Origin of the sequence: Herbiconiux sp., from assembly GCF_023264895.1 — a bacterium.
In the GTDB taxonomy this organism is placed as follows: Bacteria; Actinomycetota; Actinomycetes; order Actinomycetales; family Microbacteriaceae; genus Herbiconiux.
The window spans coordinates 33712-58213 of the sequence record NZ_JAHFUY010000015.1; the positions used below are offsets into that span (position 1 = coordinate 33712).

At 69.7% G+C, this 24502-nt stretch carries 19 protein-coding genes; 5 read left to right on the plus strand and 14 right to left on the minus strand.

Going from position 1 to position 24502, the window contains the following annotated elements; genetic code table 11:
- The 6 genes from Q0D57_RS01095 to dut all read right to left on the minus strand — a co-directional run.
- Positions 1 to 957: 1-deoxy-D-xylulose-5-phosphate synthase N-terminal domain-containing protein (locus tag Q0D57_RS01095; protein WP_291036836.1), on the minus strand; the 957-nt coding region annotated here is incomplete at its 3' end.
- Between the two features lie 63 nt (positions 958 to 1020).
- Positions 1021 to 3858, minus strand: a complete 2838-nt coding sequence (locus tag Q0D57_RS01100; RefSeq protein ID WP_291036839.1) for an aconitate hydratase — start codon at positions 3856 to 3858, stop codon at positions 1021 to 1023.
- A 139-nt stretch (positions 3859 to 3997) separates the two neighbouring features.
- Complete coding sequence (locus tag Q0D57_RS01105) at positions 3998 to 6427, minus strand: HAD-IC family P-type ATPase (protein WP_291036841.1); 2430 nt, start codon at positions 6425 to 6427, stop codon at positions 3998 to 4000.
- 3 nt (positions 6428 to 6430) lie between these two features.
- Positions 6431 to 7207 carry a DUF3159 domain-containing protein gene (locus Q0D57_RS01110; RefSeq protein ID WP_291036843.1) on the minus strand — a complete coding sequence of 259 codons (777 nt, stop codon included), beginning with the start codon at positions 7205 to 7207 and terminating at the stop codon, positions 6431 to 6433.
- Entirely contained in the window at positions 7207 to 7896 is a 690-nt protein-coding gene (locus Q0D57_RS01115) for a DUF3710 domain-containing protein (RefSeq protein ID WP_291036845.1), read from the minus strand. Before Q0D57_RS01115 ends, Q0D57_RS01110 begins: the two co-directional genes overlap by 1 nt.
- Entirely contained in the window at positions 7893 to 8351 is a 459-nt protein-coding gene (dut, locus tag Q0D57_RS01120; RefSeq protein ID WP_291036847.1) for a dUTP diphosphatase, read from the minus strand. The genes Q0D57_RS01115 and dut overlap by 4 nt, the downstream gene beginning before the upstream one ends.
- A 39-nt stretch (positions 8352 to 8390) precedes the next feature.
- On the opposite strand from dut, the gene Q0D57_RS01125 reads away from it, so the two are divergent.
- Positions 8391 to 8837: a DUF3093 domain-containing protein gene (locus tag Q0D57_RS01125; RefSeq protein ID WP_291036849.1), complete on the plus strand. Its 447-nt coding sequence runs from the start codon at positions 8391 to 8393 to the stop codon at positions 8835 to 8837.
- On the opposite strand, the gene Q0D57_RS01130 is transcribed toward Q0D57_RS01125, so the two are convergent.
- A complete protein-coding gene (locus Q0D57_RS01130) occupies positions 8834 to 9127 on the minus strand; it encodes a DUF4193 domain-containing protein (protein WP_066038695.1) in 294 nt (97 codons plus the stop codon). The two genes, Q0D57_RS01125 and Q0D57_RS01130, sit on opposite strands and share 4 nt — an antisense overlap.
- 200 nt (positions 9128 to 9327) lie before the next feature.
- Here Q0D57_RS01130 and sepH point away from each other — a divergent pair, with 200 nt between their 5' ends.
- Positions 9328 to 10491 (plus strand): septation protein SepH, encoded by a 1164-nt coding sequence (sepH, locus tag Q0D57_RS01135; RefSeq protein WP_291036853.1) that lies wholly within the window; start codon positions 9328 to 9330, stop codon positions 10489 to 10491.
- 1 nt (position 10492) lies between these two features.
- On the opposite strand, the gene Q0D57_RS01140 is transcribed toward sepH, so the two are convergent.
- Positions 10493 to 11638 (minus strand): nucleotide pyrophosphatase/phosphodiesterase family protein, encoded by a 1146-nt coding sequence (locus tag Q0D57_RS01140; RefSeq protein WP_291036855.1) that lies wholly within the window; start codon positions 11636 to 11638, stop codon positions 10493 to 10495.
- A 79-nt stretch (positions 11639 to 11717) separates the two neighbouring features.
- Here Q0D57_RS01140 and Q0D57_RS01145 point away from each other — a divergent pair, with 79 nt between their 5' ends.
- A complete protein-coding gene (locus Q0D57_RS01145; protein WP_291036857.1) occupies positions 11718 to 14195 on the plus strand; it encodes a DNA topoisomerase IV subunit A in 2478 nt (825 codons plus the stop codon).
- A 6-nt stretch (positions 14196 to 14201) separates the two neighbouring features.
- Here the strand turns inward: Q0D57_RS01145 and Q0D57_RS01150 are convergent, their stop codons facing one another.
- Complete coding sequence (locus Q0D57_RS01150) at positions 14202 to 14432, minus strand: hypothetical protein (protein WP_259526729.1); 231 nt, start codon at positions 14430 to 14432, stop codon at positions 14202 to 14204.
- Between the two features lie 215 nt (positions 14433 to 14647).
- Between Q0D57_RS01150 and Q0D57_RS01155 the strand changes: the two genes are divergently transcribed.
- Positions 14648 to 16735, plus strand: coding sequence for a DNA topoisomerase IV subunit B (locus tag Q0D57_RS01155; protein WP_291036861.1), 2088 nt, complete (start codon positions 14648 to 14650; stop codon positions 16733 to 16735).
- A gap of 174 nt (positions 16736 to 16909) precedes the next feature.
- On the opposite strand, the gene Q0D57_RS01160 is transcribed toward Q0D57_RS01155, so the two are convergent.
- The 5 genes from Q0D57_RS01160 to Q0D57_RS01180 all read right to left on the minus strand — a co-directional run bounded on the left by Q0D57_RS01160 (position 16910) and on the right by Q0D57_RS01180 (position 22776).
- A complete protein-coding gene (locus tag Q0D57_RS01160) occupies positions 16910 to 17650 on the minus strand; it encodes a glutamine amidotransferase (protein ID WP_291036863.1) in 741 nt (246 codons plus the stop codon).
- On the minus strand, positions 17647 to 18978 hold the full coding sequence (locus Q0D57_RS01165; protein WP_291036865.1) for a MurT ligase domain-containing protein: 1332 nt from the start codon (positions 18976 to 18978) through the stop codon (positions 17647 to 17649). The genes Q0D57_RS01160 and Q0D57_RS01165 overlap by 4 nt, the downstream gene beginning before the upstream one ends.
- A gap of 4 nt (positions 18979 to 18982) precedes the next feature.
- On the minus strand, positions 18983 to 20293 hold the full coding sequence (locus Q0D57_RS01170; RefSeq protein ID WP_291036869.1) for an RNA polymerase sigma factor: 1311 nt from the start codon (positions 20291 to 20293) through the stop codon (positions 18983 to 18985).
- 200 nt (positions 20294 to 20493) lie between these two features.
- Entirely contained in the window at positions 20494 to 21807 is a 1314-nt protein-coding gene (locus Q0D57_RS01175; RefSeq protein ID WP_291036871.1) for an MFS transporter, read from the minus strand.
- 36 nt (positions 21808 to 21843) lie between these two features.
- The gene (locus Q0D57_RS01180; protein WP_291036873.1) at positions 21844 to 22776 is read right to left on the minus strand and encodes a PAC2 family protein; all 933 of its coding nucleotides are present in this window, start codon (positions 22774 to 22776) and stop codon (positions 21844 to 21846) included.
- Between the two features lie 85 nt (positions 22777 to 22861).
- Here Q0D57_RS01180 and Q0D57_RS01185 point away from each other — a divergent pair, with 85 nt between their 5' ends.
- Positions 22862 to 24427, plus strand: a complete 1566-nt coding sequence (locus Q0D57_RS01185) for a leucyl aminopeptidase (protein ID WP_291036875.1) — start codon at positions 22862 to 22864, stop codon at positions 24425 to 24427.
- Positions 24428 to 24502: the final 75 nt, after the last annotated feature.

Below are 24502 nucleotides of genomic sequence, written 5' to 3' on the forward strand. Positions count from 1 at the left end.
CGGCGCACCGGAGGGCGCCGACAGCGGCTCACCCGTCTCGGGGTCGATCTGGCCGACGGCGTGGAACTGGTCGGCCACGTCGGTGAGGGCGGGCTCGTAGCCGCGACCCTTCTCGGTGATCGCGTGCACGATCACCGGGGCGGCGTACTCCTTGGCCTGGCGGAGCGCCTCCTCCATGGCCACGAGGTCGTGCCCGTCGACCGGACCGAGGTACTTGATGTCGAGGTTCGCGTACAGCGCGGAGTTGTTGGTGACCCGGCTCAGGAAGCCGTGCAGTCCGCCGCGGGCCCCCCGGTACAGTGCGCGAGCCGGAGCGCCGAGGCGATCGAACAGCTTGCGGCTGGACTGGTGCAGGTCGTGGTAGCCCTTCTTCGTGCGCACGCCGTTGAGGTAGCGGGCCATGCCGCCGATGGTGGGTGCGTAGGAGCGGCCGTTGTCGTTGACGACGATCACGAGGTTGCGCGAATTGTCGTCGCTGATGTTGTTGAGCGCCTCCCAGGTCATGCCCCCCGTGAGCGCGCCGTCGCCGACGACCGCCACGACGTGCCGATCGGTCTGGCCCGTCATCTCGAAGGCGCGGGAGATGCCGTCGGCCCAGGAGAGCGAGCTCGAAGCGTGCGACGACTCGACGACGTCGTGCGGGCTCTCCGAGCGCTGCGGATAGCCAGCGAGGCCACCCGCCTGCCGGAGCAGCGAGAAGTCCTGCCGCCCCGTCAGGAGCTTGTGCACGTAGGACTGGTGACCCGTGTCGAAGACGATCGCATCCCGGGGCGAGTCGAACACGCGATGGATGGCGATCGTCGTCTCGACGACGCCGAGGTTCGGACCGAGGTGACCGCCGGTCTTCGAGACCTCCGCCACCAGGAACGCACGGATCTCGGCCGCGAGAACCTCGAGCTCCTCCGGAGAGAGAGCGTCGAGGTCACGCGGTCCGTCGATCCTCTTGAGCAGGCTCATACTGTCCACCTTCCCATGACGGCGTGATCTTCCAGTCTACGCCGCCAGGGAATCAGGCAACGATCAGACGAGGCTGCGGAGCACGTACTGGAGGATGCCGCCGTTGCGGTAGTAATCGGCCTCACCGGGCGTGTCGATGCGCACCACGGCGTCGAACTCGATCGTCTGCTTGCCGGCGGGCGAGTGCTCGCTCGGCGCGGCGACGACGTGCACGGTCTTCGGCGTGCGGCCCTCGTTGAGCTCCTCGATGCCGGAGATCGAGACGACCTCCGTGCCGTCGAGCCCGAGCGATGCCCAGCTCTCGCCGGCCGGGAACTGCAGCGGGACCACGCCCATGCCGATCAGGTTCGAGCGGTGGATGCGCTCGAAGCTCTCGACGATGACCGCCTTGACGCCGAGGAGCGACGTGCCCTTCGCCGCCCAGTCGCGCGAGGAACCCGAGCCGTACTCCTTGCCGCCGAAGATCACGAGCGGGGTGCCCGCGGCCTGGTAGTTCTGGCTGGCGTCGTAGATGAACGACTGCGGCGCATCCGGCTGCGTGAAGTCACGCGTGTACCCGCCCTCGACGCCGTCGAGGAGCTGGTTCTTCAGACGGATGTTCGCGAACGTGCCGCGGATCATGATCTCGTGGTTGCCGCGGCGCGAGCCGTAGGAGTTGTAGTCCTTGCGGGCCACTCCGTGCTCGTCGAGGTACTTGCCGGCGGGGCTGTCGGCCTTGATGTTGCCGGCGGGCGAGATGTGGTCGGTCGTGACCGAGTCGCCGAGCTTCGCGAGCACGCGGGCGCCGGCGATGTCGCTGACGGGCGTGGTCTCGATCGTCATGCCGTCGAAGTACGGGGGCTTCCGCACGTAGGTCGACTCGGAGTCCCACTCGAAGGTGGGGCCCGTGGGGGTCGGGAGCGAACGCCAGCGCTCGTCGCCCTCGAAGACGCTCGAGTACTGGTGGGTGAACATGCCCGTGTTGATCGAGGTGTCGATCGTGGACTGCACCTCGGCGGAGTCCGGCCAGATGTCCTTGAGGAACACGTCGTTGCCGTCCTGGTCCTGGCCCAGCGCGTCGTTCTCGAAGTCGAAGTTCATCGACCCGGCCAGCGCGTAGGCGATGACGAGCGGAGGCGAGGCGAGGTAGTTCATCTTCACGTCGGGCGAGATGCGGCCCTCGAAGTTGCGGTTGCCCGAGAGAACGGCCGTCACGGCGAGGTCGTTGTCGTTGATGGCGGCGCTGACCTCCTCGATCAGCGGACCGGTGTTGCCGATGCAGACGGTGCAGCCGTAGCCGACCGTGTAGAAGCCGAGGGCCTCGAGGTCGCCCGTGAGGCCGGCCTTCTCGTAATAGTCGGTGACGACCTTGGAACCCGGCGCCAGCGTGGTCTTGACCCAGGGCTTCGCCTTGAGGCCGAGCTTGTTGGCGTTGCGGGCGAGCAGGCCCGCCGCGAGCATGACGCTGGGGTTCGAGGTGTTGGTGCACGAGGTGATCGCGGCGACCGCGACGGCACCGTGGTCGAGCGTGTAGTTGTCGCCGGCGGCGGTGCTCACCTTGACCGGCTTCGAGTACGCCTCGGGGGCGTGGCTCACGTGGGTGTGCGAGATCTCGTGCGCCGAGTCCTCGTCCTGCGGCGTGAAGCCGATCGGGTCGGAGGCCGGGAAGGTGCCCTCCACGGCCGCGTCGACACGCGAGATGTCGTGGTCGGCGTTCGCGTAGTTCTCGAGGTCGCGGATGAAGGTCGACTTCGCGACCGAGAGCTCCACGCGGTCCTGCGGGCGCTTCGGGCCGGAGATCGAGGGCACGACGGTCGCGAGGTCGAGCTCCAGGTACTCGCTGAAGACCGGCTCCTCGTCGGGGTTGTGCCAGAGCTTCTGCAGCTTCGAGTACGCCTCGACCAGGGCGACCTGCTCCTCGCTCCGGCCGGTGAGGCGGAGGTAGTCGAGGGTGACGTCGTCGATGGGGAACATCGCGGCGGTCGAGCCGAACTCGGGGCTCATGTTGCCGATGGTGGCGCGGTTGGCGAGCGGCACCTGGCCGACGCCTTCTCCGTAGAACTCCACGAACTTGCCGACCACGCCGTGCTTCCGCACCATCTCGGTGATGGTGAGCACGACGTCGGTGGCCGTGACGCCGGCGGGGATGGAGCCGTTGAGCTTGAAGCCGACGACCTTGGGAATGAGCATGGAGACGGGCTGGCCGAGCATGGCCGCCTCGGCCTCGATGCCGCCGACGCCCCAGCCGAGCACACCGAGGCCGTTGACCATCGTGGTGTGCGAGTCGGTGCCGACGCAGGTGTCGGGGTAGGCGCGGTTGACGACGTTGCCGAAAGCGTCCTTCACCTCGCGGGTGTAGGTGACACGCGCCAGGTACTCGATGTTGACCTGGTGCACGATGCCGGTTCCGGGCGGGACGACCTTGAAGTCGTCGAACGCCGTCTGGCCCCAGCGGAGGAACTGGTACCGCTCGCCGTTGCGCTCGTACTCGATCTCGACGTTGCGCTCGAGGGCGTTCTCCGAGCCGAAGAGGTCGGCGATGACCGAGTGGTCGATCACGAGCTCAGCGGGGGCGAGGGGGTTGATCTTGGTGGGGTCGCCGCCGAGCGAGGAGACGGCCTCGCGCATGGTGGCGAGGTCGACGATGCAGGGCACACCGGTGAAGTCCTGCATCACCACGCGCGCGGGGGTGAACTGGATCTCGGTGTCGGGCTCGGCCTGGGGAACCCAGTCGCCGAGGGCCTTGATGTGGTCGGCGGTGATGTTCGCGCCGTCCTCGGTGCGGAGCAGGTTCTCCAGCAGCACCTTCAGGCTGAAGGGGAGCTTCTCGTGGCCGGGGACCTTGTCGATCCTGAAGACCTCGTACGACTGATCTCCGACATTCAGAGTGTCTTTCGATCCGAAACTGTTCACTGCCGACACGTCGACCTCACCTTCGCTGACTCACGACAATCTTGGTTCGCGAGAGGGGTGAATGGCTAGCAAGGGCAACCTAAGGCTGCACTGCCCCGCCGTTCACGCCCGATTGATTTATCTTGACGTCAAGATAAATATACCACCATCACTCCCGGTCGAAGACCAGGGCGCGCCGCCGGGCGACCCGGTACCAGAGCTCCACCCCCGCTGCCCCGACGGCACCCGCGAGCAGCGCGATCACCAGGGCGAGCGGATCGCCGAGCTCGAGCTGGAAGAAGTCGCGGGCGGCCGGCACCGCGAAGGCCAGGGCGAACGCCACGGCGACCGCGAGCACGAGTGCGAGCCGCCAGGAGGTGAGCGGCCTCGCCAGCACGCACAGCACCCAGAGCGAGACGATGAACAGCGAGATGGTGGTGAGGCTCCGCGCCTCGGCGAGCGGTACGCGCTCCTGCAGCACGGCGAAGGCGGCCACCACCGCCACCGAGGCGATGACCCCGGTCGGGATGGAGAAGGCGAGCACGCGCTTCAGCACCCCGGGCCGGTAGCGCCGCCGGTTGGGCGCGAGGGCGAGGAAGAACGAGGGGATGCCGATGGCGAGCGAGGAGACGAGCGTCATCTGCCGGGGCAGGAACGGGAACTTCCAGAGCAGCACGGCCGAGACGAGGGCGAGCACGATGCCGTAGACGGTCTTGGCCAGGAAGAGGTTCGACACCCGCTCGACGTTGGCGATGACGCGCCGGGCGTAGGAGAGCACGGTCGGCAGCCGGTCGAAGCGCCCCTCGAGCAGCACGATGCGGGAGACCGCCCGGGTGGCGGGGGTCGCGTTGCCCATCGCGATGCCGAGGTCGGCGTCTTTGATGGCCATCGCGTCGTTGACGCCGTCTCCGGTCATGGCGACCGTGCGGCCCTCGGCCTGCAGGGCGTGCACCACGCGGCGCTTCTGCTCGGGCGCCACGCGACCGTAGATGCTCGACACGCCGAGCGCCCTATCCAGTTCGTCGTCGGCCTTCAGCGCGCTCGCGTCGACGGCATCGCTCTCGAGGCCGAGCTCCCCCGCGATCCGGCCCACCGTGACCGGGTTGTCTCCGGAGAGCACGACGACCCGCACGTCCTGCTCGGCGAAGAAGTCGAGGGTGGGGCGCGCATCCGGCCGCACCGACTCGTGGAAGACCACGATGGCGGACGGCCGCACGCCGGCGTCGAGCGGAGCGTCGAGCAGAGCATCGGTGGGCCGATCCGCCCCGTCGTGGGCCCAATCGCCGGCCCGGCCGCCCGCTCGGGCCAGGGCCAGGGTGCGGCGACCGAGCGCGGCGATCCCCTGGGCCTCGCCGAGGGCATCCGGATGCGACGCGAGAAGACGCTCGGGTGCGCCCAGCAGCCAGGTCTGCTCGGACTGCGTCGCCGGATCGACCACGGTGATCGCGCTGTAGGTGCGGCGGGAGCTGAACGGGAGGCGCTCGACGACGGAGGGGCCGGTGCCGTCGGCCGCCTCGGGATAGTGCTCGCGGAGCGCGAGCGCCGTCTGGTTGGCGGCGACATCGTGGGCGATGAGGCCGAGCACGGTGTCGACGGCCCCCACGGGAACGGTGTCGTCGACCATGATGAGCCGCTCGAAGCCGATCTCGCCCGTGGTGAGGGTGCCCGTCTTGTCGAGGCAGAGCACGTCGACCCGCGCGAGCACCTCGACGGCCGCGAGCTCCTGCACGAGCACCTTCTGCCGACCGAGCTGGATGACGGCCACCCCGAACGCGAGGCTCGTGAGCAGCACGAGACCCTCCGGGATCATGCCCACGACGCTGGCGACGGCATCGAGCCCGGCCTGTCGCCAGGTCTCGACGGGCACGAGCGCCAGATCGCCGAGGTCCCCGCCGGCGTAGGTGAGCACGCGGCCCACGAGCACGATCACGATCACCGGCAGGAGCAGCCAGGTGAGGTAGACGAGGATGCGGGTGGTCGCCGCCCGGAGCTCGGAGTGCACGAGGCTGTGCGCGCGGATCTCCCGCGTGAGGGTGTTGGCGTAGGAGTCGGCGCCGACGGCGGTGACACGGGCCTCGGCGGTTCCGGAGACCACGAACGAACCCGAGAGCAGCGCGTCGCCGGCGCTCTTGGCGATCGGCTCCGACTCCCCCGTGAGCATCGACTCGTCGACGAGGAGGTCGGCCACCTCGCTGAGCCGCGCATCCGCCGTGATCTGGTCGCCCGGACGCAGGAGCATGAGATCGCCCAGCACGACCTGCTCGGGCTTCAGCACGACGGTGTCGCCGGCCCGCCGCACCGCGGTCTCGGGCGCCGCGAGCAGTGCCAGGCGCTCGAGGCTCGCCTTGGCCCGGAGCTCCTGCACGATGCCGATGAGCGAGTTCGCCACGACGATGCCGAAGAAGAGGCCGTCGCCGAGGTCGCCGAGCAGCAGCACGGCGATGAAGCACACGGTGAGGATGCCGTTGAAGAACGTGAAGACGTTCTCGCGCAGGATGCTCCCGACCGAGCGGGAGGTCGTGTCGTCGGCGACGTTGGTCTGGCCCGCTGCGATCCGCGACTGCACCTCCTCGAGGGAGAGGCCGGGATCGCCGGGCACGGCTCAGCCTGCCGGGGTGGTGGCGGGCTGCGGCTTCGAGTACGCGGTGCGCACGAGGAGCCAGGTCACCCAGAGCACGACGGCGTAGAAGGGCACGCCGAGGATGAGCTTGACCGAACCGAGGAGCTCGGTCTGGCCGGCGAAGTAGAGCGGCAGCTCGGCGATCAGGCGGATGGCGAACAGCCCCACCCAGCACCAGCTCGCCACGAGCACGACGCGGCCCTTCGCCTTGTCCTTCCGGTAGCCGCCCGGGTCGTTCGCGAGCAGGCTCACGATGACCCCGATGAGAGGCCGCCTCGCGAGGATCGAGACGAGGAAGACGACGAGGCACACGATGTTGATGCCGATGCCGAGCACGAAGTTGTCCTCGGCGCGGCCGGTGAAGAGCGCGAGCGCCGCGGAGACGCCCACCCCGAGGAGCCCGGCGACCGCCGGCATGACGGCGCTCCGCATGACCAGTCGCGCGATGACGAAGATCACAGAGACCGCGATGGGCGCGATCACGGCGAGCGGGAGGTTCTTGGTGAAGGTGTAGAGCACGAGGAAGCCGAGACCCGGGAGGATCGACTCCACGAGCCCGCGCACGCCGCCGATCGCGCGGAGGAGGGACGCGCCGGTCGGGGTCTCCCCCGGTGCGACCTCGCTGATGCCGGCCTTGCGGGCGGCCTGGGCGAAGGCCTCGTGGAAGGTGGGCGCCCGGTCGGGGCCGTCGACCTCGCTCGGGGCGGCGACCGTCTTGTCGACGGCGCTCGGGGTGTTCTCGCGGGCGGGGTCGCTCATCAGCTGCCCGCGGGCTGCGCCCCGCCGGTGGCGGCGGTCTTCGGGATGGTGAGCGGGATCAGGTCGCGCGGCGGCATCGGCTGCGAGCCGCGCACCACGACGACGCTGCGGAAGAGCTCCTCGACGGCCGTGCGGGCCGCCGGGTTCTGGATGGCCTCGCCCGCGATGACGCCGCGGAGGAGCCAGCGCGGTCCGTCGACGCCGACGAAGCGGGCGACGCGGAGGCCCTGGCTGCCGTCGGGAGCCGTGGCCGGGACGCCGGCCACGAGCTCGGGCCCGAACGGGCCGTTCTGCACGGTGCTCTTGCCGCCCTGCTTGAGAATCTGGTCCTCGATCTGCTCGCGGATCTCGTGCCAGAGACCGGTCGAGCGCGGTGCGGCGAACGCCTGCACCTGGAGCGTCGACTTGGCGTAGTCGAGGCCCACCGCGACGACGCGGTTGGTGCCTTCCTCGACCTCGAGGCGGAGGTGCAGCCCCTCGCGGGGAAGGATCTTGATGCCGCCCAGGTCGACGTAGGGGCGGGCGGGGTTCGCCTCGGAGGCGTCGAAGGGGCCGTCGGTGGCGCGATCGGCGGGAGCGGACTTGGCGTCGCGGTCGATCACATCCGCGACGTCGGCGCTCTCGACCTCGGTGGCCGGTTCGGCCGCCTCGGAGTCGGGCTTGATGTCTTCGGGCTCGTTGTCGGTCATGACTGGTTTCCGTTCGTGGGCGACGAGTATCCGGTGGAGCCGAACCCGCCCTCGCCCCGGTCGCTCCCGGGGAGCGTCTGGACGGGCACGAACACGGCTCGCGTCACCGGCATCACGATCAGTTGCGCGATTCTGTCGCCGACGGCGATATCGTACGGCACCCGGCTGTCGGTGTTCAGAAGGATCACCTTGATCTCGCCGCGGTAGCCCGCGTCGACGGTGCCGGGAGAGTTCACGACGGTGATGCCGTGCTTGGCCGCCAGGCCGCTCCTCGGCACGACGAACGCCACGTGGCCGTCCGGCAGCGCGATCGACACGCCGGTGCCGACGAGACGCCGCTCGCCGGGCTCGAGGGTCAGCGCCTCGGCCGAGAGCAGGTCGGCTCCCGCGTCGCCGGGATGGGCGTAGGAGGGCACGTTCGCCGCGGAGATCAGGATCTCGATGGAGGAAGTCACCCGTCGAGGCTAGTGCAGAAAGGATGATCGAATAGAGGCATGTCGCACTATCGGGAGAGACTCTCTCCGTCGCTCTGGGTTCTCGCCTCGACCGCCCTCGTCATCCCGGCCAGCGTGATCGTGTTCGCTCCGCTGCCCGCGGTGCCAGGGCTCCTGGTGGGGCTCGTCGTCGGGCTCATCCTCTATGCGGGAGTGCTCGGACTCCTCATCGGGCTCGCCCCCGTGATCGAGGTCGAGGGCGGCAGCGTGCGCGTGGGCCGGGCGTCCATCCCGCTCGAGCTCCTCGGCGACTGCGAGGGCTTCACGGGAGACGAGGCGACGGCCGAGCGCGGGCCGCGGCTGGACGCCAGGGCGTTCCTCTGCCTCCGCGGGTGGATCGGGCCGGTCGTGAGAATGAGAATCGCCGACCCGCAGGATCCGACACCGTACTGGCTGGTGTCGACCCGGCGGCCCGGCGATCTCGTCGAGGCGCTGAAGACGTCTTAGGAGGCGCACTCGACGCAGATGGCGCCGAGCTTCTCCTCATGGTCGATCTGCGAGCGGTGCTTCACGAGGAAGCAGCTGACGCAGGTGAACTCGTCGGCCTGCGGGGGCAGGACGACGACGTCGAGGTCGAGGTCGGAGAGGTCGGCTCCGGGCAGCTCGAAGCCACCCGGGTTGTCGGCGTCGTCGACGTCTACGACTCCGGACATCTTGTCCGGCACCCGCTCCTTCAGCGCTTCGATCGAATCCGAGTCGTCATCGGTCTTGCGCGGTGCGTCGTAATCAGTCGCCATGCCCATCCACTTCTAGAAAACAGCCCATTAACCAAATCGGCGGCGTTAGTTTGCATCAAACGGGCGGGAATAGCAAACCGTCGCATGAGCAATGAATACTCACGCCGCCTGCAACTTGCGGCACGCCCGGAACATTCCCCGCTGGCGCCCCCTCCTCGTGGCATCCTGACAGCGAACGCGACCCTTGGAGGCCTTTCACCATGCAGGATTTGACGGTTGTCGGAGTCGAGAACGGGGCACTGATCGTCTCGAGCGACGGCGGTGAGCGCTATCGCATCGTCATCGACGAGCTGCTCCAGTCGCGGCTGCGCCAGGGCATCGCCTCGGCGGAGGGCGGCAAGAAGGTCTCGCCGCGCGAGATCCAGACCCACGTGCGCGCTGGTCTCTCGGCCTTCGAGGTCGCCGAGCTCACGGGCGCGTCGGTCGAGTACGTCGAACGGTTCGAGGGCCCCGTGCTCGCCGAGCGCCAGTTCATGGTGGATTCCGCTCTGCGCGTACCCGTGCAGCCGACCTCCCCCGCCGACCCGCTCGGCGAGGAGCCGCTGTCGACCTTCGGCGACGCCCTCGAGGAGCGGCTCGAGGGGCTCGCCGCCCAGGACATCCGCTGGGCGAGCTGGAAGGACGAGACCGGCTGGATCGTCAAGCTCACCTTCACCTCCCGCGAGATCGAGCACGACGCGCGCTGGCAGTTCGACCCGAAGCGGCACGTGCTCACCCCGCTCAACAACGAGGCCACCACCCTCTCCCGGCACGGTGAGCTGGCGGAGGGCCTGATCCCGCGCCTGCGTGCGGTGTCGTCGACCGTCGACGCCGCCGACACCGCTGACGCGCGCTTCGACAGCGGTGCGTTCTCGCCGCTCGAGCGCCCGACCGCGGCCGAACCGGCCGAATCGGCGTCGGATGCGCCCGAGCAGGCACCGATGCGACTGGATGCCCCGGCGACCGGCCGCAAGGAGCAGGGCCGCCCGTACGACGGTTTCGCGATCAAGCGCACGCCGGACACCGGGGAGACGAACGACCACAACCAGACCGCCGATCTCCTGGAGGCCCTCCGCCGCCGCAGGGGCGAGCGCGAGTCCGCCGCGTTCGAGCCCGAGGCGCCCGAGATCGCCCAGGCCCGGGACGACGACGAGCGGCAGTCCGAAGCGGGCGTGCACCCGGCGTTCGGCGGACCCAGGGCCGTCGCCGACGTGCCCGACACTCCGCTCGAAGGGCTCGAGGCCGAGCTCGGCTTCACCTCGTCGCCCGAGCCCGAGGTGCGCCAGACCGCCCCCAAGCAGGGATCGGCGAAGCGTCAGCGCGCTTCGATGCCGAGCTGGGACGAGATCGTCTTCGGAGCGCGCAGCGAGGACGACCCGGCCTAGGTCAGAGCGCGAACGCGCCGGCCCGGAGGAGCGGCACGAGCGTCTCCTCCGCGGTGAGCGACCCGTGCTGCCCCACCATGGAGCGGCCCGTGGTGTCGCCGTCCCGGCCGTCGTAGTAGGCCACGAGCTTGCGGGCCGCCACGATCACGTCGCCGATCCTCGGCAGCACCTCGTCGTCGACCTCGCCGAACCAGCCGGCAGCGATCGCCTCCTCGCGGGTGGCGATCCAGGCCCGGGCGTCCTCGCGGCGGTGCCAGGCGTCGGCGAGCCGCGTGCGCGCATCCGGAGCCGACCCCTGCTCGAGGTAGAGCTGCACGCAGCGCGGGTCGCCGCCCACGTGCCGCACGCCCTGCACGAGCTCGGGCACGTCGCCGAAGAGCACGTGGCTCGTGGCGGGCACGTCGACGATGCCGTGGTCGGCGGTGAGGAGCAGTCCCTCGCGCCGGCCGAGCCGGGCCGAGAAGCGGGCGTACTCCGCGTCGAGCGTCTCGAGGGTGGAGAGCCACCGGTCGGACTCCCAGCCCCGCGCGTGCGCGATCTGGTCGAGCTCCGGCACGTAGAGGTAGACGAGCCTTCGCCCACCCTGGTCGAAGAGGGCGCGCGCGGCGTCGAAGCGTTCGGCGATGGATCCGGCCGGCACGTACTGGGCACCGCGCAGGATCGCGTGGGTGAGCCCTGAGTCGGCGTACTTCGCCGGGCCGATCGTGCTGCTCGGCACGCCGTCCGCGGCCAGCTGCTCGAAGATCGTCGGCAGCCGCTGCCAGGTGGCGGGCCGCATGACGTCGGACCAGCCGGACAGCTGATTGACTACCGCATCGGCCTCCGGCACGAGCGCGGTGTAGCCCACGATGCCGTGCTGCCCCGGCCGGCCACCCGTGGTGAGCGAGCTCAGCGCCGCAGCCGTGGTGGTGGGGAAGCCGCTCGTCAGGGTCGTGCGCTTCGACAGACCGGATGCCATCGCCCGAGCATGGCCGGCCCGGGCGCGGAGGGCCGCGGAGCCCAGCCCGTCGACCAGCACGACGACCACGCGGTCGGCCGCGGGGAGCTCCAGCACACCTCCACCGCCGCCCAGCGAGGCCACGCAACTCGGCAACACGTCGGCCAGCGTCGGCTCGGCTGCCTGCCGCGTCGGTAGCATGGTGGACATTCGGCCAAGTCTGGCACACGACCCCCCGACCCCACCCGCCCTTGACGCGGAGTGCGGACGGCCTGCGAGAAAAACAGGAATGACGAGAGCAACGGACGATCCCACCGGAACGAGCGTCGAGAAGATCCTCGACGTCGACGTCTCGACGGAGATGCAGGACTCGTTCCTCGAGTACGCCTACTCGGTCATCTACTCCCGGGCCCTGCCCGATGCGCGTGACGGTCTGAAGCCCGTGCAGCGCCGCATCCTCTACATGATGAGCGAGATGGGCCTCCGCCCCGAGAAGGGGCACGTCAAGAGCGCCCGTGTGGTGGGCGAGGTGATGGGCAAGCTGCACCCGCACGGTGACACGGCCATCTACGACGCCCTCGTGCGGCTCGCGCAGTCGTGGACCATGCGCATCCCGCTCGTCGACGGCCACGGCAACTTCGGCTCCCCTGACGACGGGCCCGCGGCCGCGCGGTACACGGAGGCCCGCCTCGACGCCGTCGCTCTGCTCATGGTCGACCAGCTCGACGAGGACGTCGTCGACTTCGTGCCGAACTACGACAACCAGCTCACCCAGCCCGACGTGCTGCCCTCGGCCATCCCGAACCTGCTGGTGAACGGGGCGAGCGGCATCGCCGTGGGCATGGCCACGAACATGGCGCCGCACAACCTGATCGAGGTCGTGGCGGGCGCCCGCTACCTGATCGAGCACCCGAACGCGACGCTCGACGACCTGATGGCCTTCATCCCCGGCCCCGACCTGCCGGGGGGCGGCACGATCGTGGGGCTCGCCGGCATCCGCGACGCCTACGAGACCGGCCGCGGCGCCTTCAAGACGCGCGCGAAGGTCTCGATCGAGACCCTCGGCCCCCGCAAGACGGGTCTCGTCGTGACCGAGCTCCCCTACCTCGTGGGCCCGGAGAAGGTGATCGCCAAGATCAAGGACGGCGTGACCGCCAAGAAGATCCAGGGCATCAGCGACGTCACCGACCTCACCGACCGCACGAACGGCCTCCGCCTCGTGATCGGCATCAAGACGGGGTTCGACCCCGAGGCCGTGCTCGAGCAGCTCTACAAGCTCACACCGCTCGAAGACGGCTTCAGCATCAACAACGTCGCGCTTGTCGACGGCGGCCCGCACACGCTCGGGCTCCGCGACCTGCTGATCGTCTACGTGAACCACCGCATCGAGGTCGTCACCCGGCGCACGAAGTACCGCCTGGCGCGTCGCCGCGAGCGGCTGCACCTCGTCGAGGGCCTCCTCATCGCGATCCTCGACATCGACGAGGTCATCCAGGTGATCCGGGCCAGCGACGACACCGATCAGGCCCGTACCCGGCTGATCGACGTGTTCGAGCTGAGCGTGCTGCAGGCCGACTACATCCTCGAGCTCCGCCTGCGCCGGCTCACGAAGTTCTCCCGCATCGAGCTCGAGGCCGAGCGTGACAGGCTCCGTGAGGAGATCGCCCAGCTCGAGGCCCTGCTCGGCGACCCCGCGCTCATCCGCAGGACCGTCTCGGACGAGCTCGACGAGGTCGCCGAGAAGTACGGCACGCCCCGTCGGACCCTGCTCACGGAGGCGCGCCCCTCGATCGCCGGGGCCTCCAAGCGCGCCCAGCCGGTGCTCGAGGTGGCGGACGCCCCGTGCACCGTCTACCTCAGCACCACCGGCCGCGTCGTGCGGGTCGACCGCGAGGAGACCGACGAGCTCCGCGCCGACGGCCTCACCGCGCCCGTCGTGGCGAGCCGCCGCAGCAAGCACGACGCCATCCGCAGCGAGGTCGTGACCACGCGGCGCTCGGAGATCGGAGCGATCACCGACACGGGGCGACTCGTCCGCATGCCCGTGCTCGACCTGCCCGCCGTGCCCGCCAACTCGGTGCAGCTCGGCGCCGGCGTCAAGGCCGGCGACTACCTCTCGCTCGACGCCAAGAGGGAGACGGTCGTCGGACTGGTCTCCCTCGACTCGGCCGTGCCGATCGCCCTCGGCACCGCTCAGGGCATCGTGAAGCGCATCGCTCCCGGCGCCTACCCCGCGCGCCCCGACTTCGAGGTGATCGCGCTGAAGACCGGCGACGCCGTGGTGGGCGTGGCTCAGCACTCGGAGGAGGACGAGCTCGTCTTCATCACCTCGGATGCGCAGCTGCTGCGCTTCTTCCAGGCCAGCGTGCGGCCGCAGGGACTCGCCGCGGGCGGCATGGCCGGCATCAACCTCGGCGCCGGTGCCTCGGTGATCTGGTTCGGCTCGGTGCCCGACACGGGCGACGCGGTGGTCGTGACGATCGCGGCGAGCACGTCGACCCTCGCGGGAGCGGATGTCGGCACCGGCAAGGTCTCGGAGTTCACCGAGTTCCCGCCGAAGGGCCGGGCGACCGGTGGCGTGCGCGCCCACCGCTTCCTGAAGGGCGAGGACACGCTGACCGTCGCCTGGGCAGGCCCCGCGCCCGCACTCGCCGTCGGACACGACGGCGCCGCCCGGACCCTTCCCGAATCGGGAGCCCGGCGCGATGCGTCCGGGGTGGGTCTGAGCGGCGTCGTGGGGTCGGTGGGAGCGGCCCGCCGGAGCTAGAGCGACCTACTTGTCGTTGAGCTTGGCCGACTCGTCGTGCCAGCCGGTGGCGATCTGGGAGAGCTTCTCCTGGTACTTGCGGCCGTGGTGGGCGCAGAACAGCAGCTCTGCTCCGGACGGCATGTCGACACGCACGTAGGCCTGCGCACCGCAGCTGTCGCAGCGGTCGGCTGCGGAGAGCTGGTAGGCGTTCTCGAGGTCGGAAACGGCGTTGGTCTCTGCGGCGACTGACTGCATGGTCTGCTCCTCTAGCGACTCGGGCGTTCACTGGCTTGGTAGTGCAATCAAAGCACTCTTCTCCGGGAGCAGAACGCCAAACGGGTGTGTTTCGCTCTGCGCGTAGTGAGAACGTGCCCGAGGGTGTGGCGCACGGGGCGGGCGGCCCGGAGCGGTTAGCCTTGTGGACTGGGACGCGGCATCCGCTCCCCTGCACGACCTTCTAAGGAGAACCGGTGGCCTCACCGTCCGACTACTCTGCCCGGCACCTCTCGGTGCTCGAAGGCCTCGAGGCCGTGCGCAAGCGGCCCGGCATGTACATCGGCTCCACCGACTCCCGCGGTCTCATGCACTGCCTGTGGGAGATCATCGACAACTCGGTCGACGAGGCGCTCGGCGGTCACGGCACCGAGATCGACATCGTGCTGCACGGCGACGGCAGCGTGACCGTGCGCGACACCGCGCGCGGTATCCCCGTCGACATCGAGCCGAAGACCGGGCTCTCGGGCGTCGAGGTCGTGTTCACGAAGCTGCACGCCGGAGGCAAGTTCGGCTCGGGCTCGTACGCCGCGTCCGGTGGACTCCACGGCGTGGGCGCCTCCGTGGTGAACGCGCTCTCGGAGCGGCTCGACGTGGAGGTCGACCGCGGCGGCAAGACCTGGGCGATGTCGTTCCACCGGGGCGAGCCAGGGGTGTTCGACGACAAGGGCGGCGAGCCGAGTCCGGATGCGCCGTTCACGCCGTTCGAGAAGCGCAGCGAATTGCGGGTGGTGGGCAAGACCGCCCGCAACGTCACCGGCACGCGGGTGCGCTACTGGGCCGACCGCCAGATCTTCACGAAGGGCGCCGAGTTCCAGACCGACGACCTCACCGTGCGCGCCCGCCAGACCGCGTTCCTCGTGCCCGGCCTCAAGATCGCCATCGACGACGAGCGCGGCGACGAGCCCCGCTCGGAGTCGTTCCGCTTCGAGGGCGGCATCTCGGAGTTCGTCGACCACCTCGCGGTCGACGCGCCCGTGACCGACATCTGGCGGATCGAGGGCACGGGCGAGTTCAAGGAGACCGTCCCGGTGCTCACCGACTCTGGAGCGATGATCCCCACCGAGCTCACCCGCGAGTGCGCCGTCGACATCGCGCTCCGCTGGGGCATCGGCTACGACACGTCGTTCCGGAGCTTCGTCAACATCATCTCGACCCCGAAGGGCGGCACCCACCAGGCCGGCTTCGAGGCCGGGCTGCTGAAGTTCCTGCGCCAGACCGTCGAGGCGAACGCCCGGCGGCTGAAGGTGGGCAACGACAAGCTGGAGAAGGACGACGTGCTCGCCGGGCTCACCGCAGTGCTGACCGTGCGCATCCCGGAGCCGCAGTTCGAGGGGCAGACCAAGGAGATCCTCGGCACCCCGGCGGTGCGGAACATCGTGTCGCAGGTCGTGACCAAGGGCCTCAAGGAGCGCTTCTCCTCCCCCAAGCGCGACGACAAGACGCAGTCGGCCCTCGTGCTCGACAAGGTCGTGGCCGAGATGAAGTCGCGCATCTCCGCCCGGGCGCACAAGGAGACGCAGCGGCGCAAGAACGCGCTCGAGTCGTCGTCGCTCCCCGCGAAGCTCGTCGACTGCCGCTCCTCCGACGTGGCGAACAGCGAGCTCTTCATCGTGGAGGGCGACTCCGCGCTCGGCACCGCCAAGCTCGCCCGCAACAGCGAATTCCAGGCGCTGCTGCCCATCCGCGGCAAGATCCTGAACGTGCAGAAGGCCTCGGTGGCCGACATGCTGTCGAACACCGAGTGCGCCTCGATCATCCAGGTGATCGGTGCCGGATCCGGCCGCTCGTTCGACCTGTCGGCGGCGCGCTACGGGAAGATCATCCTGATGAGCGACGCGGATGTCGACGGTGCGCACATCCGCACCCTTCTGCTCACGCTGTTCTTCCGCTACATGCGGCCGCTGATCGAGGACGGCCGGGTCTACGCCGCCGTTCCGCCGCTGCACCGGGTGGTTGCGATCAACCCGGGCTCGAAGCCCAACGAGACCATCTACACCTACTCGGAGGCCGAGCTCGCCGCCGTGCTCGGGGCGCTGAAGAAGTCGAACCGCCGCTACCAGGACCCGATCCAGCGGTACAAGGGCCTCGGCGAGATGGATGCCGACCAGCTGGCCTCCACCACGATGGACAAGCGCCAGCGCACCCTCCGCCGCGTGAACGTCTCAGACGCCGCGGCCGCCGAGCGCATGTTCGAACTCCTCATGGGCGACGAGGTGGCGCCGCGCAAGGAGTTCATCATCGCGGGAAGTGAAGGCATGAGTCGCGAGAGAATTGATGTCTAGAAACGTCAGGTATCCCGACTGAAAGCCGCGGGCAGCGCTGAGTACGCGTGAGACCTTGGGCGCGCCGCCGCCTCTGCGGCGCGCCGGGACATGTTCGCGTGCGGTCGCTTCGCGGCCACGCGCTCACCTTGGGTCGTCTAAGAGCGCCCAGCAGCATTCAGATCCGGCGGGAGCTTATTCGGAGAGGGGGTTGGCCGCTATCGTGCCGCGGGCCTCTCGGGCCCGGTCGTCGATCTCGCGCAGGCGCTCGGGGGCCGGGTCGGTGTAGGCGAGGCCTCGGCGGGTGCGGGCCGTGTCGAGGAGGGAGTCGGCGAGGCCCGGGTTGTTGGCGAGGATGGGGCCGTGCATGTGGGTGCCGAGGAGGTTGTCCTCCCAGAAGCCCTCCTCGAAGGGGGTCTCGGTGTTGCCGCGGCCGTAGACCACGCGGCCGAGCGTGCCGTGCGGCCCCACGTCGACGAACGATCCGCGGTTCTCGAACCCCACGACGGTTCCGAGCCGAGGAGACTCCACCACGAAGTCGCCCACCACGCGCGTGCCGCCGTGGCGGGTGGCCACCGGGAAGACGCCGGCGCCCTCGAGCACCTCGCCGCCCTCGAGCGCGATCGTCTGGCCGAGCAGCTGGAACCCGGCGCCGATCGCGAGGAACGGCCGGCCGTCGGCGGCGAGCTCGCGGAGCTCAGCGGCCACATCGAGCACGAGCGGATGCGCCAGCAGCTGCGCCGAGGTGGGGCCGCTGCCGATGAACACGAGGTCGGCGTCGCCGAAGCCCACGGGCGTGCCGCCGTCGTGGCGCGTGACCTCCACCGGCAGTCCGCGCCACTCGGAGCGGAGGGTCAGGATGTCGACGTTGCCGCTCTCGCCGTTCAGGCCGAGCAGTCGCGGGAACAGGTGCAGGATCTTCAGCGAGGCGCTCATGCCGCTCCCCCGCCCTCGAGCTCCTTGAAGCCCAGGATCTTGCGGATCAGCATCATCTGCTCGTAGTTCAGGATCATCACCTTGTGTCCGGTGGCGGGCTTCGGCCGGGCGAGGAACGCCTTCAGCGCGCGGCGCACGTCGAGGTCGACCTCGCCGACCGGGATGCCGAGGTAGCCGAAGCGCACGGCGAACTGCCACGCCTTCGATCCGGTGATGCCGTCGACGTGGTCGAGTGCCGAGAAGTCGATGTCGTAGATCCAGGAGGGGTCGGGGGTGCCCTCGTCGACCGCGAGGAAGACCTGCTCGGGAGCACCCTCGAGCGAGTCGAGGTTGAGCTGCAGGCTCGCCGGGTTCTTCATCATGATGATCTCGATCTGCTCGCCGGCGACCTCGAGCATCTCGCCCCGGCCGTAGACGGTCTCGAGGGTGTCGAGGGCGCGCGTGACGAGCTCCGGCCGGAACCGTTCGCCGAGCACGCTGCGCGCGGTCGCGGCCGCTCCGGCGGCGTCGAGGGCGTAGTGCATGCCGCGGGCCGGGAGACGCACCTCGATCTGGGTGCGGGCGGAGGCGACGCCGTCGCCGGTCTCCCCATCCGTCCAGGGATCGATCGCGAGAGTGGCTCGCGCCCCGTCGAGCGCCACGACCTCGACGGCCGCCGCCCGGGATCCGGGAACCGCCGAGCCCTCGTCGAAGCGGTCGGCCGAGGCCACACCGTGGCTCGCGTCGTCGACGAGACTCGGCACGCCTCCGAAGAAGCTGACCCGGCGACCGGTGCGGCCGGGGATGCGCGCATCCATGTCGACGAGGAAGTTGTCCTCGCGGTTGAGGATGAGCCCGTCGGTCGAGGTGGCCGCGACGCGCCCGAGCATGGTCGCCACGCGATCCGGCTCGTGATAGCGGTTGAGCTGGTCGATCTGGATGTTCAGCAGCAGCACCGTGCGCGGCTTCAGGAGCTCGGCGAGCCTCGTGCCGTAGCCCTCGTCGATCTCGAGGATCGCGATGTCCTTGTTCAGCCGTCCGCCGGTCGAGACCTCGGAGAGCAGCGCCGACGCGATCCCCTGCGGGAGGTTGCCGCCGGAGGGGTTCGTGAAGACGCTCAGCCCGTGCGCCCGGATGATGGCCGCGAGCATGTTGGTGGTGGTCGACTTACCGTTGGATCCGGAGACGGCCACGACGCCGTGCGGGATGCGCGCGATGGTGCGCTCGAGGAAGCCGGGATCGATGCGGAGGGCGATGTTGCCGGGGATGGCCGAGCCGCCGCCGCGAAGGCGTGCGGCGACCCGGACGGCCCGCCCGACGAGGACGGCGGCCGTGGTTCGGAGGGCCATCGGCCTACTCGAGGTAGTCGCGCAGCGACTGCGATCGCGACGGGTGGCGCAGCTTCGCCATCGTCTTCGACTCGATCTGACGGATGCGCTCACGCGTGACCCCGAAGGTGTCGCCGATCTGGTCGAGGGTCTTGGGCATGCCGTCGCCGAGGCCGAAGCGCATGCGGATGACGCCGGCCTCGCGCTCGGAGAGCGAGTCGAGCAGCGACTCCAGCTGCTTCTGCAGCATGGTGAAGCCCACCGCGTCGGCCGGCACGACCGCCTCGGTGTCCTCGATCAGGTCGCCGAACTCGCTGTCGCCGTCTTCACCGAGCGGGGTGTGCAGGGAGATCGGCTCGCGGCCGTACTTCTGCACCTCCACGACCTTCTCGGGCGTCATGTCGAGCTCGCGGCTGAGCTCTTCGGGCGTGGGCTCGCGGCCGAGATCCTGCAGCATCTGGCGCTGCACGCGGGCGAGCTTGTTGATGACCTCGACCATGTGCACCGGGATGCGGATGGTGCGCGCCTGGTCGGCCATCGCGCGCGTGATCGCCTGGCGGATCCACCAGGTGGCGTAGGTCGAGAACTTGAAGCCCTTGGTGTAGTCGAACTTCTCGACCGCACGGATGAGGCCGAGGTTGCCCTCCTGGATGAGGTCGAGGAACTGCATGCCGCGACCGGTGTAGCGCTTCGCGAGGCTCACCACGAGGCGCAGGTTCGCGCCGAGCAGGTGGCTCTTGGCGCGCTGGCCGTCTTTCGCGACCCACTGCAGCTCGCGCTTGGCGGAGGGGCTGAGGTTGTCGGTGTTCGCCAGCTTGTCCTCGGCGAACAGTCCCGCCTCGATCCGCATGGCGAGCTCGACCTCTTCGGCCGCGTTCAGCAGAGCGACCTTTCCGATCTGCTTGAGGTAGTCCTTCACGGGGTCGGCGGTGGCGCCGGTGATCGTGGTCGAGTAGACGGGGACGTCGTCCTCGTCGTCGACGAGCGAGAGCACGAGCGCGCCGGTGGGCAGCGCCTCCGCGGCGGCGGGGGCCTTCGTCGTGCCGTCCTCGCCCTCCTCGGTCGACTCGGTGGCGGCGTCGTCGGCCACGACCTCGACCTCGTCGGTGGTCTCGTCGACCTCGGCCTCGTCGCCCGGCTCGATCTCCTCGTCCTCGTCGTCGGAGGAGGCCTTGGCCTTCGTGGCGCGCTTGGGGGCGGCCTTGGCCTTGGCGGGTGCCTTCGCGGCGGCCTTCTTCGCGGGAGCGCGCTTGGCGGCGGGCTTCGTGGCAGCCGACTCGACCTCGTCAGGCGCCGTTGCCTGCTCGAGGGTGTCTGCGGTCTTGGGGGTGGCCATTAGTTCACCTTTCATGCCACGCGACCGGTGCTGAGATGAGATCTCCCGGCGTGAACGCCGGCCGCATGAAGATGTTTTTGGACAGTACTAAGACCCATGTCAAGTGCCGGATCGCTGCAGCCTCGACTACGACTGCATCCGTACACAGGAACGGGTCTTCATTATCAATTATTGCACGGAAAGAACAGCCCTCTCGCCGTTCACGCCCCCCGGCGCCTCCATGCTCGATACAGTGCAACCCAGATGGGGCCCACGGATATTCCCTCGTCCTCCTCGAGCTTGCGGCGTGTCCGCCGTCTCGCCGAGAGGAGCATCACGACGCCGAACCCCACCACCACGTACTGCACCGCGAAGGCGAGCCGGAAGGCGTCGAGGTCGTAGAGCGCGTCGCTCCAACCGGCCGAGAGCTGGGCGTCGAGGATGACGCCGATGAGGAACATCGTCACGAAGCTCGCCAGGAACCCGCCGACGTTCACGATGCCGTTGGCCGAGCCGAGCGAGCGGATCGGGTTGAACGAGCGCGCGAAGTCGAAGCCGATGAGCGAACCCGGCCCGCCCGCCCCCATCGTGATGACGAGCACGACGACGAGCCAGGCGGGCGGAACCCCCGGCCAGAGCAGCACGGCGGCCCAGACGAGCCCGAGCAGCGCCGTCACCCCGAGCACGAGGTTGGAGCGGCGGAGCGGGAAGCGGGCGGTGAGGATGCCGAGGATGGGGCCCGCGATGAGCCCGGTCACCACGATGGTGACGAGGAGGATCGACGCGGTCGTCTCGGGGATGCCGAGGGCCGAGACCATGAAGGGGAAGCCCCAGAAGAGGGCGAAGACCGTGCCGGAGGACTGCGTGACGTAGTGCGACCAGAAGCCGAGCTGGGTTCCCGGCCGACGGATCGTCTGGCGGAGGCCGTGCAGGGCGTCCTTGATCGAGGCGGCGCGCGTCTCCGTCGCTCCCGCCGGTCGATCGGCGAGGAAGGCGATGGTGAGCACGAAGCCCACGAACGAGACCGACGCCGCTGCCGTGAAGGCCGTCGTCCAGCCCTGTTCGTGCAGCAGCCAGGCGAAGGGCACGGCTGAGAGGATCTGACCGATGGCTCCGACGTTGCCCGTCCATTGCGACAGCAGGGGCACGGTGCGTCCGTTGAACCACGAGTTGATGAGCCGGATGAGGGAGATGAAGATGGCGGCGTCGCCCGCGCCCACGAGCATCCGCCCCGCGATCGCGAGCTCGATGGCCGGCGCGAAGGCCACGACGAGCTGGCCCGCGACCATCACGCCGGAGCCCGCGCAGATGAGCAGCTTCGGGCCGACGCGGTCGATCAGGAGGCCGATCGGGATCTGGAGGGCCGCGTAGACCGCGAGCTGCAGCACGGCCAGCGCCGAGAGCAGCGCCGCCGTGGTGTCGAACCGTTCGGCGGCGGAGACACCCGCCACGCCCAGCGACGACCGCTGCAGGACGCCCGCCATGTAGGCGAAGACGCCCACGGCGAAGACCAGCCAGGCGCGTCTCGAATTCATCGCTCGGAGTCTACGCCTGCGGCCCCATCGGCCCACCTACCCCACGGTGCCGGGCGGGAGGTCGTCTCCTGAGCGGTTGCCGGCGAGGAAGCGCTGCAGCTCGTCGGCGATCTCGTCGGCCGAGGGCAGTTCGCCATCGACGTCGGTGAGGGGTGAGCGGATGCTCGTGCCCTCCATGTAGGTGTCGTGGCGCTCCTCGAGGGTCGTCACCAGGCGGGCGAGCTCGGCGTTCGAGTCGACCTGCTCGTCGATCTTCGACGAGAACAGCCGGCCCTCCTCGCGGAGCTGGTCGGTGGGGAAGATGAGCCCGGTGGCCGCGCTGATCGACTCGACGGCCACGAGGGCGGTGGCGGGGTACTCGGTGTCGGCGAGGTAGTGGGGCACGAGCAGCACGAAGCCCGCGACGGGGTGGCCGAGCTCCTGCAGCCGGTATTCCACGAGGTGCAGCGCGTTGGCGGGCGCCTGGGTGCTCGGCCGCCAGACCGACAGGGCATCGATGAGCTCGATCCGGTTGCCGCTCACGGTGACGTTGATGGGCCGGGTGTGCGGCACCGGCATGGGGATGGCATGCACCCAGGTGGTGGTCTTCACCTTGAACGTCTGCACGAGCTCGATCACGGCGGCCGCGAAGCGCTCCCACTGGAAGTCGGGCTCGAAGCCGTTGAGGAAGAGGAAGCGGTGCCCCAGCTCGTCGCTCATCAGGTAGAGCCGGAGGGTCTGCGGTTGGTAGTCGCTCAGGTGGTCGTGATCGAACGTGATGATCGGTCGCCTGGCGCGGTAGTCGAGGAGCACGTCGGCGTCGAACTCGGCGATGACCCGGTTGTCGAGGGTGTCGAGGAGGTAGTCGCCGAACTGCGAGACGGCCGCTCCGGCATCCGTGAACCCGGTGAGGCCGGCGACCAGGTCGAGGCCCTCGGGAACGATGCCGCTCTCGGCGACGATGTCGTACAGCCCACTGGGTCGATCCATGTCTCAACTCTAAACCGGGCAGCCGGGGCGACCTCCCGGAGGCGGCATGCCGAGAGCGAACAGGCAGCGGGAATACGATGGCGGGATGACTTCGGCCACGCTCTCGATCCGCTCCTCCGACCAGACCACGACCGACGGCGAGGTGCTCGTGCTTGCGGCCCATACGCGGAGCGGCGGATCCGGTCTCGTCGTGCTCGGAGCCTCCGACGAGGTCGCGACGGCTGTCGCCGCCTCCCTCGAGGCCATCGGCTTCGGCGGCAAGAAGGACGAGTTCGTGCGACTGCCCGCGCCGGCGGGGCTGACGGCGGCGAGCATCGCCGTGGTGGGCCTCGGCACCGCCTCGCCCGACGACGACACGCTCCGCTACGCCGCGGGGGTCGCCGGCCGTCGCACGACGGCGAAGGACGCCGTCGTGATCTCGTTCGGCCAGGAGTCGGCCGACCAGCTCGTGGCCGTCGCCGAGGGAGCGGGCCTCGGCTCCTACGACTACACCGACTACCGGGGCACCGGCGCCGATCCGGCCGACGGCTCGCCCGCCGAGGCGGCGGAGCCCGTGGGCGAGGAGGCGGGGTCGGCGACCTCGTCGCCGCGCGCCCGCTCCATCTCCATCGTGTCGGCCCTCGACAGCGAGACGGCGGCCTCGGCGCTCGAGCGCGCCCTCGCATCCGTCGACGCGGTGGCGCTCGTGCGCGACCTCGTGAACATCCCCGCGCTCGACCTCTACCCCTCCGTCTACGCCGATCGCGTGCAGGAGCTCGCGGCGGGCCTTCCGCTCGACGTGACGGTGTGGGACGAGCAGGAGCTCGTGGCCGAGGGCTTCGGCGGCATCGCCGGGGTCGGTCAGGGCTCCACCCGGCCGCCGCGGCTCGTCAAGGTGGCCTACTCCCCCGCCGGCGCCGCCAAGCACATCGCCCTCGTGGGCAAGGGCATCACGTTCGACACGGGCGGCCTCTCGCTCAAGCCGCCGGTGTCGATGATCGGCATGAAGTACGACATGGCCGGATCCGCCACCGTGCTCGCCGCCGTGCTGGCCGCGGCCCGGCTGTCGCTGCCGGTGCGCATCACGGCGTGGCTGTGCCTCGCCGAGAACATGCCCTCGGGCACCGCCATCCGCCCCGGTGACGTGCTCACCATCAAGGGCGGCCGCACCGTCGAGGTGCTCAACACGGATGCCGAGGGCCGGCTCGTGCTCGCCGACGGCCTCGTCGCCGCGAGTGCCGAGCAGCCCGACGCCATCGTCGACGTGGCGACCCTGACCGGGGCGGCGGTCGTGGCGCTCGGCAACCGCTACGTCGCCGCCATGGGCGACGAGGCCCTCGTCGACGACGTGCTCGGAGCGGCGAAGCAGGCCGGCGAGTCGTTCTGGCCGATGCCGCTGCCGGCGGAGCTCCGGCCGCTGCTCGCCTCGGACATCGCCGACATCGCGAACGTGAAGCCAGGCAACACGGCGGCGGGGATGCTCGTGGCGGGCGTCTTCCTGCAGGAGTTCGTGGGCAAGCGGGAAGACGGCGGCACCATCCCCTGGGCTCACCTCGACATCGCCGGCCCCGCCCAGAACAAGGACGGCGGCTATGGGTACACGGTGAAGGGGCCGACGGGCGTGACCGTGCGGACCCTGCTCCGACTTGCCGAGTCCTTCTCTCGTGCGTAGTAAGCTCGCAGGGGCGAAAAGATATCGCTCCAATTCCGGTGCACGTCGCACTGACGCTGCACGGATCCTGACGCA

Excerpts from the sequence above, each read along its gene's own strand:
- Q0D57_RS01140 (WP_291036855.1), bottom strand. The coding sequence starts at position 11,638 with ATGTCCACCATGCTACCGACGCGGCAGGCAGCCGAGCCGACGCTGGCC.
- Q0D57_RS01170 (WP_291036869.1), bottom strand. The coding sequence starts at position 20,293 with ATGGCCACCCCCAAGACCGCAGACACCCTCGAGCAGGCAACGGCGCCT.
- Q0D57_RS01130 (WP_066038695.1), bottom strand. The coding sequence starts at position 9,127 with ATGGCGACTGATTACGACGCACCGCGCAAGACCGATGACGACTCGGAT.
- Q0D57_RS01175 (WP_291036871.1), bottom strand. The coding sequence starts at position 21,807 with ATGAATTCGAGACGCGCCTGGCTGGTCTTCGCCGTGGGCGTCTTCGCC.
- Q0D57_RS01125 (WP_291036849.1), top strand. The coding sequence starts at position 8,391 with ATGTCGCACTATCGGGAGAGACTCTCTCCGTCGCTCTGGGTTCTCGCC.
- Q0D57_RS01185 (WP_291036875.1), top strand. The coding sequence starts at position 22,862 with ATGACTTCGGCCACGCTCTCGATCCGCTCCTCCGACCAGACCACGACC.
- Q0D57_RS01160 (WP_291036863.1), bottom strand. The coding sequence starts at position 17,650 with ATGAGCGCCTCGCTGAAGATCCTGCACCTGTTCCCGCGACTGCTCGGC.
- Q0D57_RS01145 (WP_291036857.1), top strand. The coding sequence starts at position 11,718 with ATGACGAGAGCAACGGACGATCCCACCGGAACGAGCGTCGAGAAGATC.
- Q0D57_RS01165 (WP_291036865.1), bottom strand. The coding sequence starts at position 18,978 with ATGGCCCTCCGAACCACGGCCGCCGTCCTCGTCGGGCGGGCCGTCCGG.
- Q0D57_RS01115 (WP_291036845.1), bottom strand. The coding sequence starts at position 7,896 with ATGACCGACAACGAGCCCGAAGACATCAAGCCCGACTCCGAGGCGGCC.
- Q0D57_RS01110 (WP_291036843.1), bottom strand. The coding sequence starts at position 7,207 with ATGAGCGACCCCGCCCGCGAGAACACCCCGAGCGCCGTCGACAAGACG.
- Q0D57_RS01180 (WP_291036873.1), bottom strand. The coding sequence starts at position 22,776 with ATGGATCGACCCAGTGGGCTGTACGACATCGTCGCCGAGAGCGGCATC.
- Q0D57_RS01150 (WP_259526729.1), bottom strand. The coding sequence starts at position 14,432 with ATGCAGTCAGTCGCCGCAGAGACCAACGCCGTTTCCGACCTCGAGAAC.
- sepH (WP_291036853.1), top strand. The coding sequence starts at position 9,328 with ATGCAGGATTTGACGGTTGTCGGAGTCGAGAACGGGGCACTGATCGTC.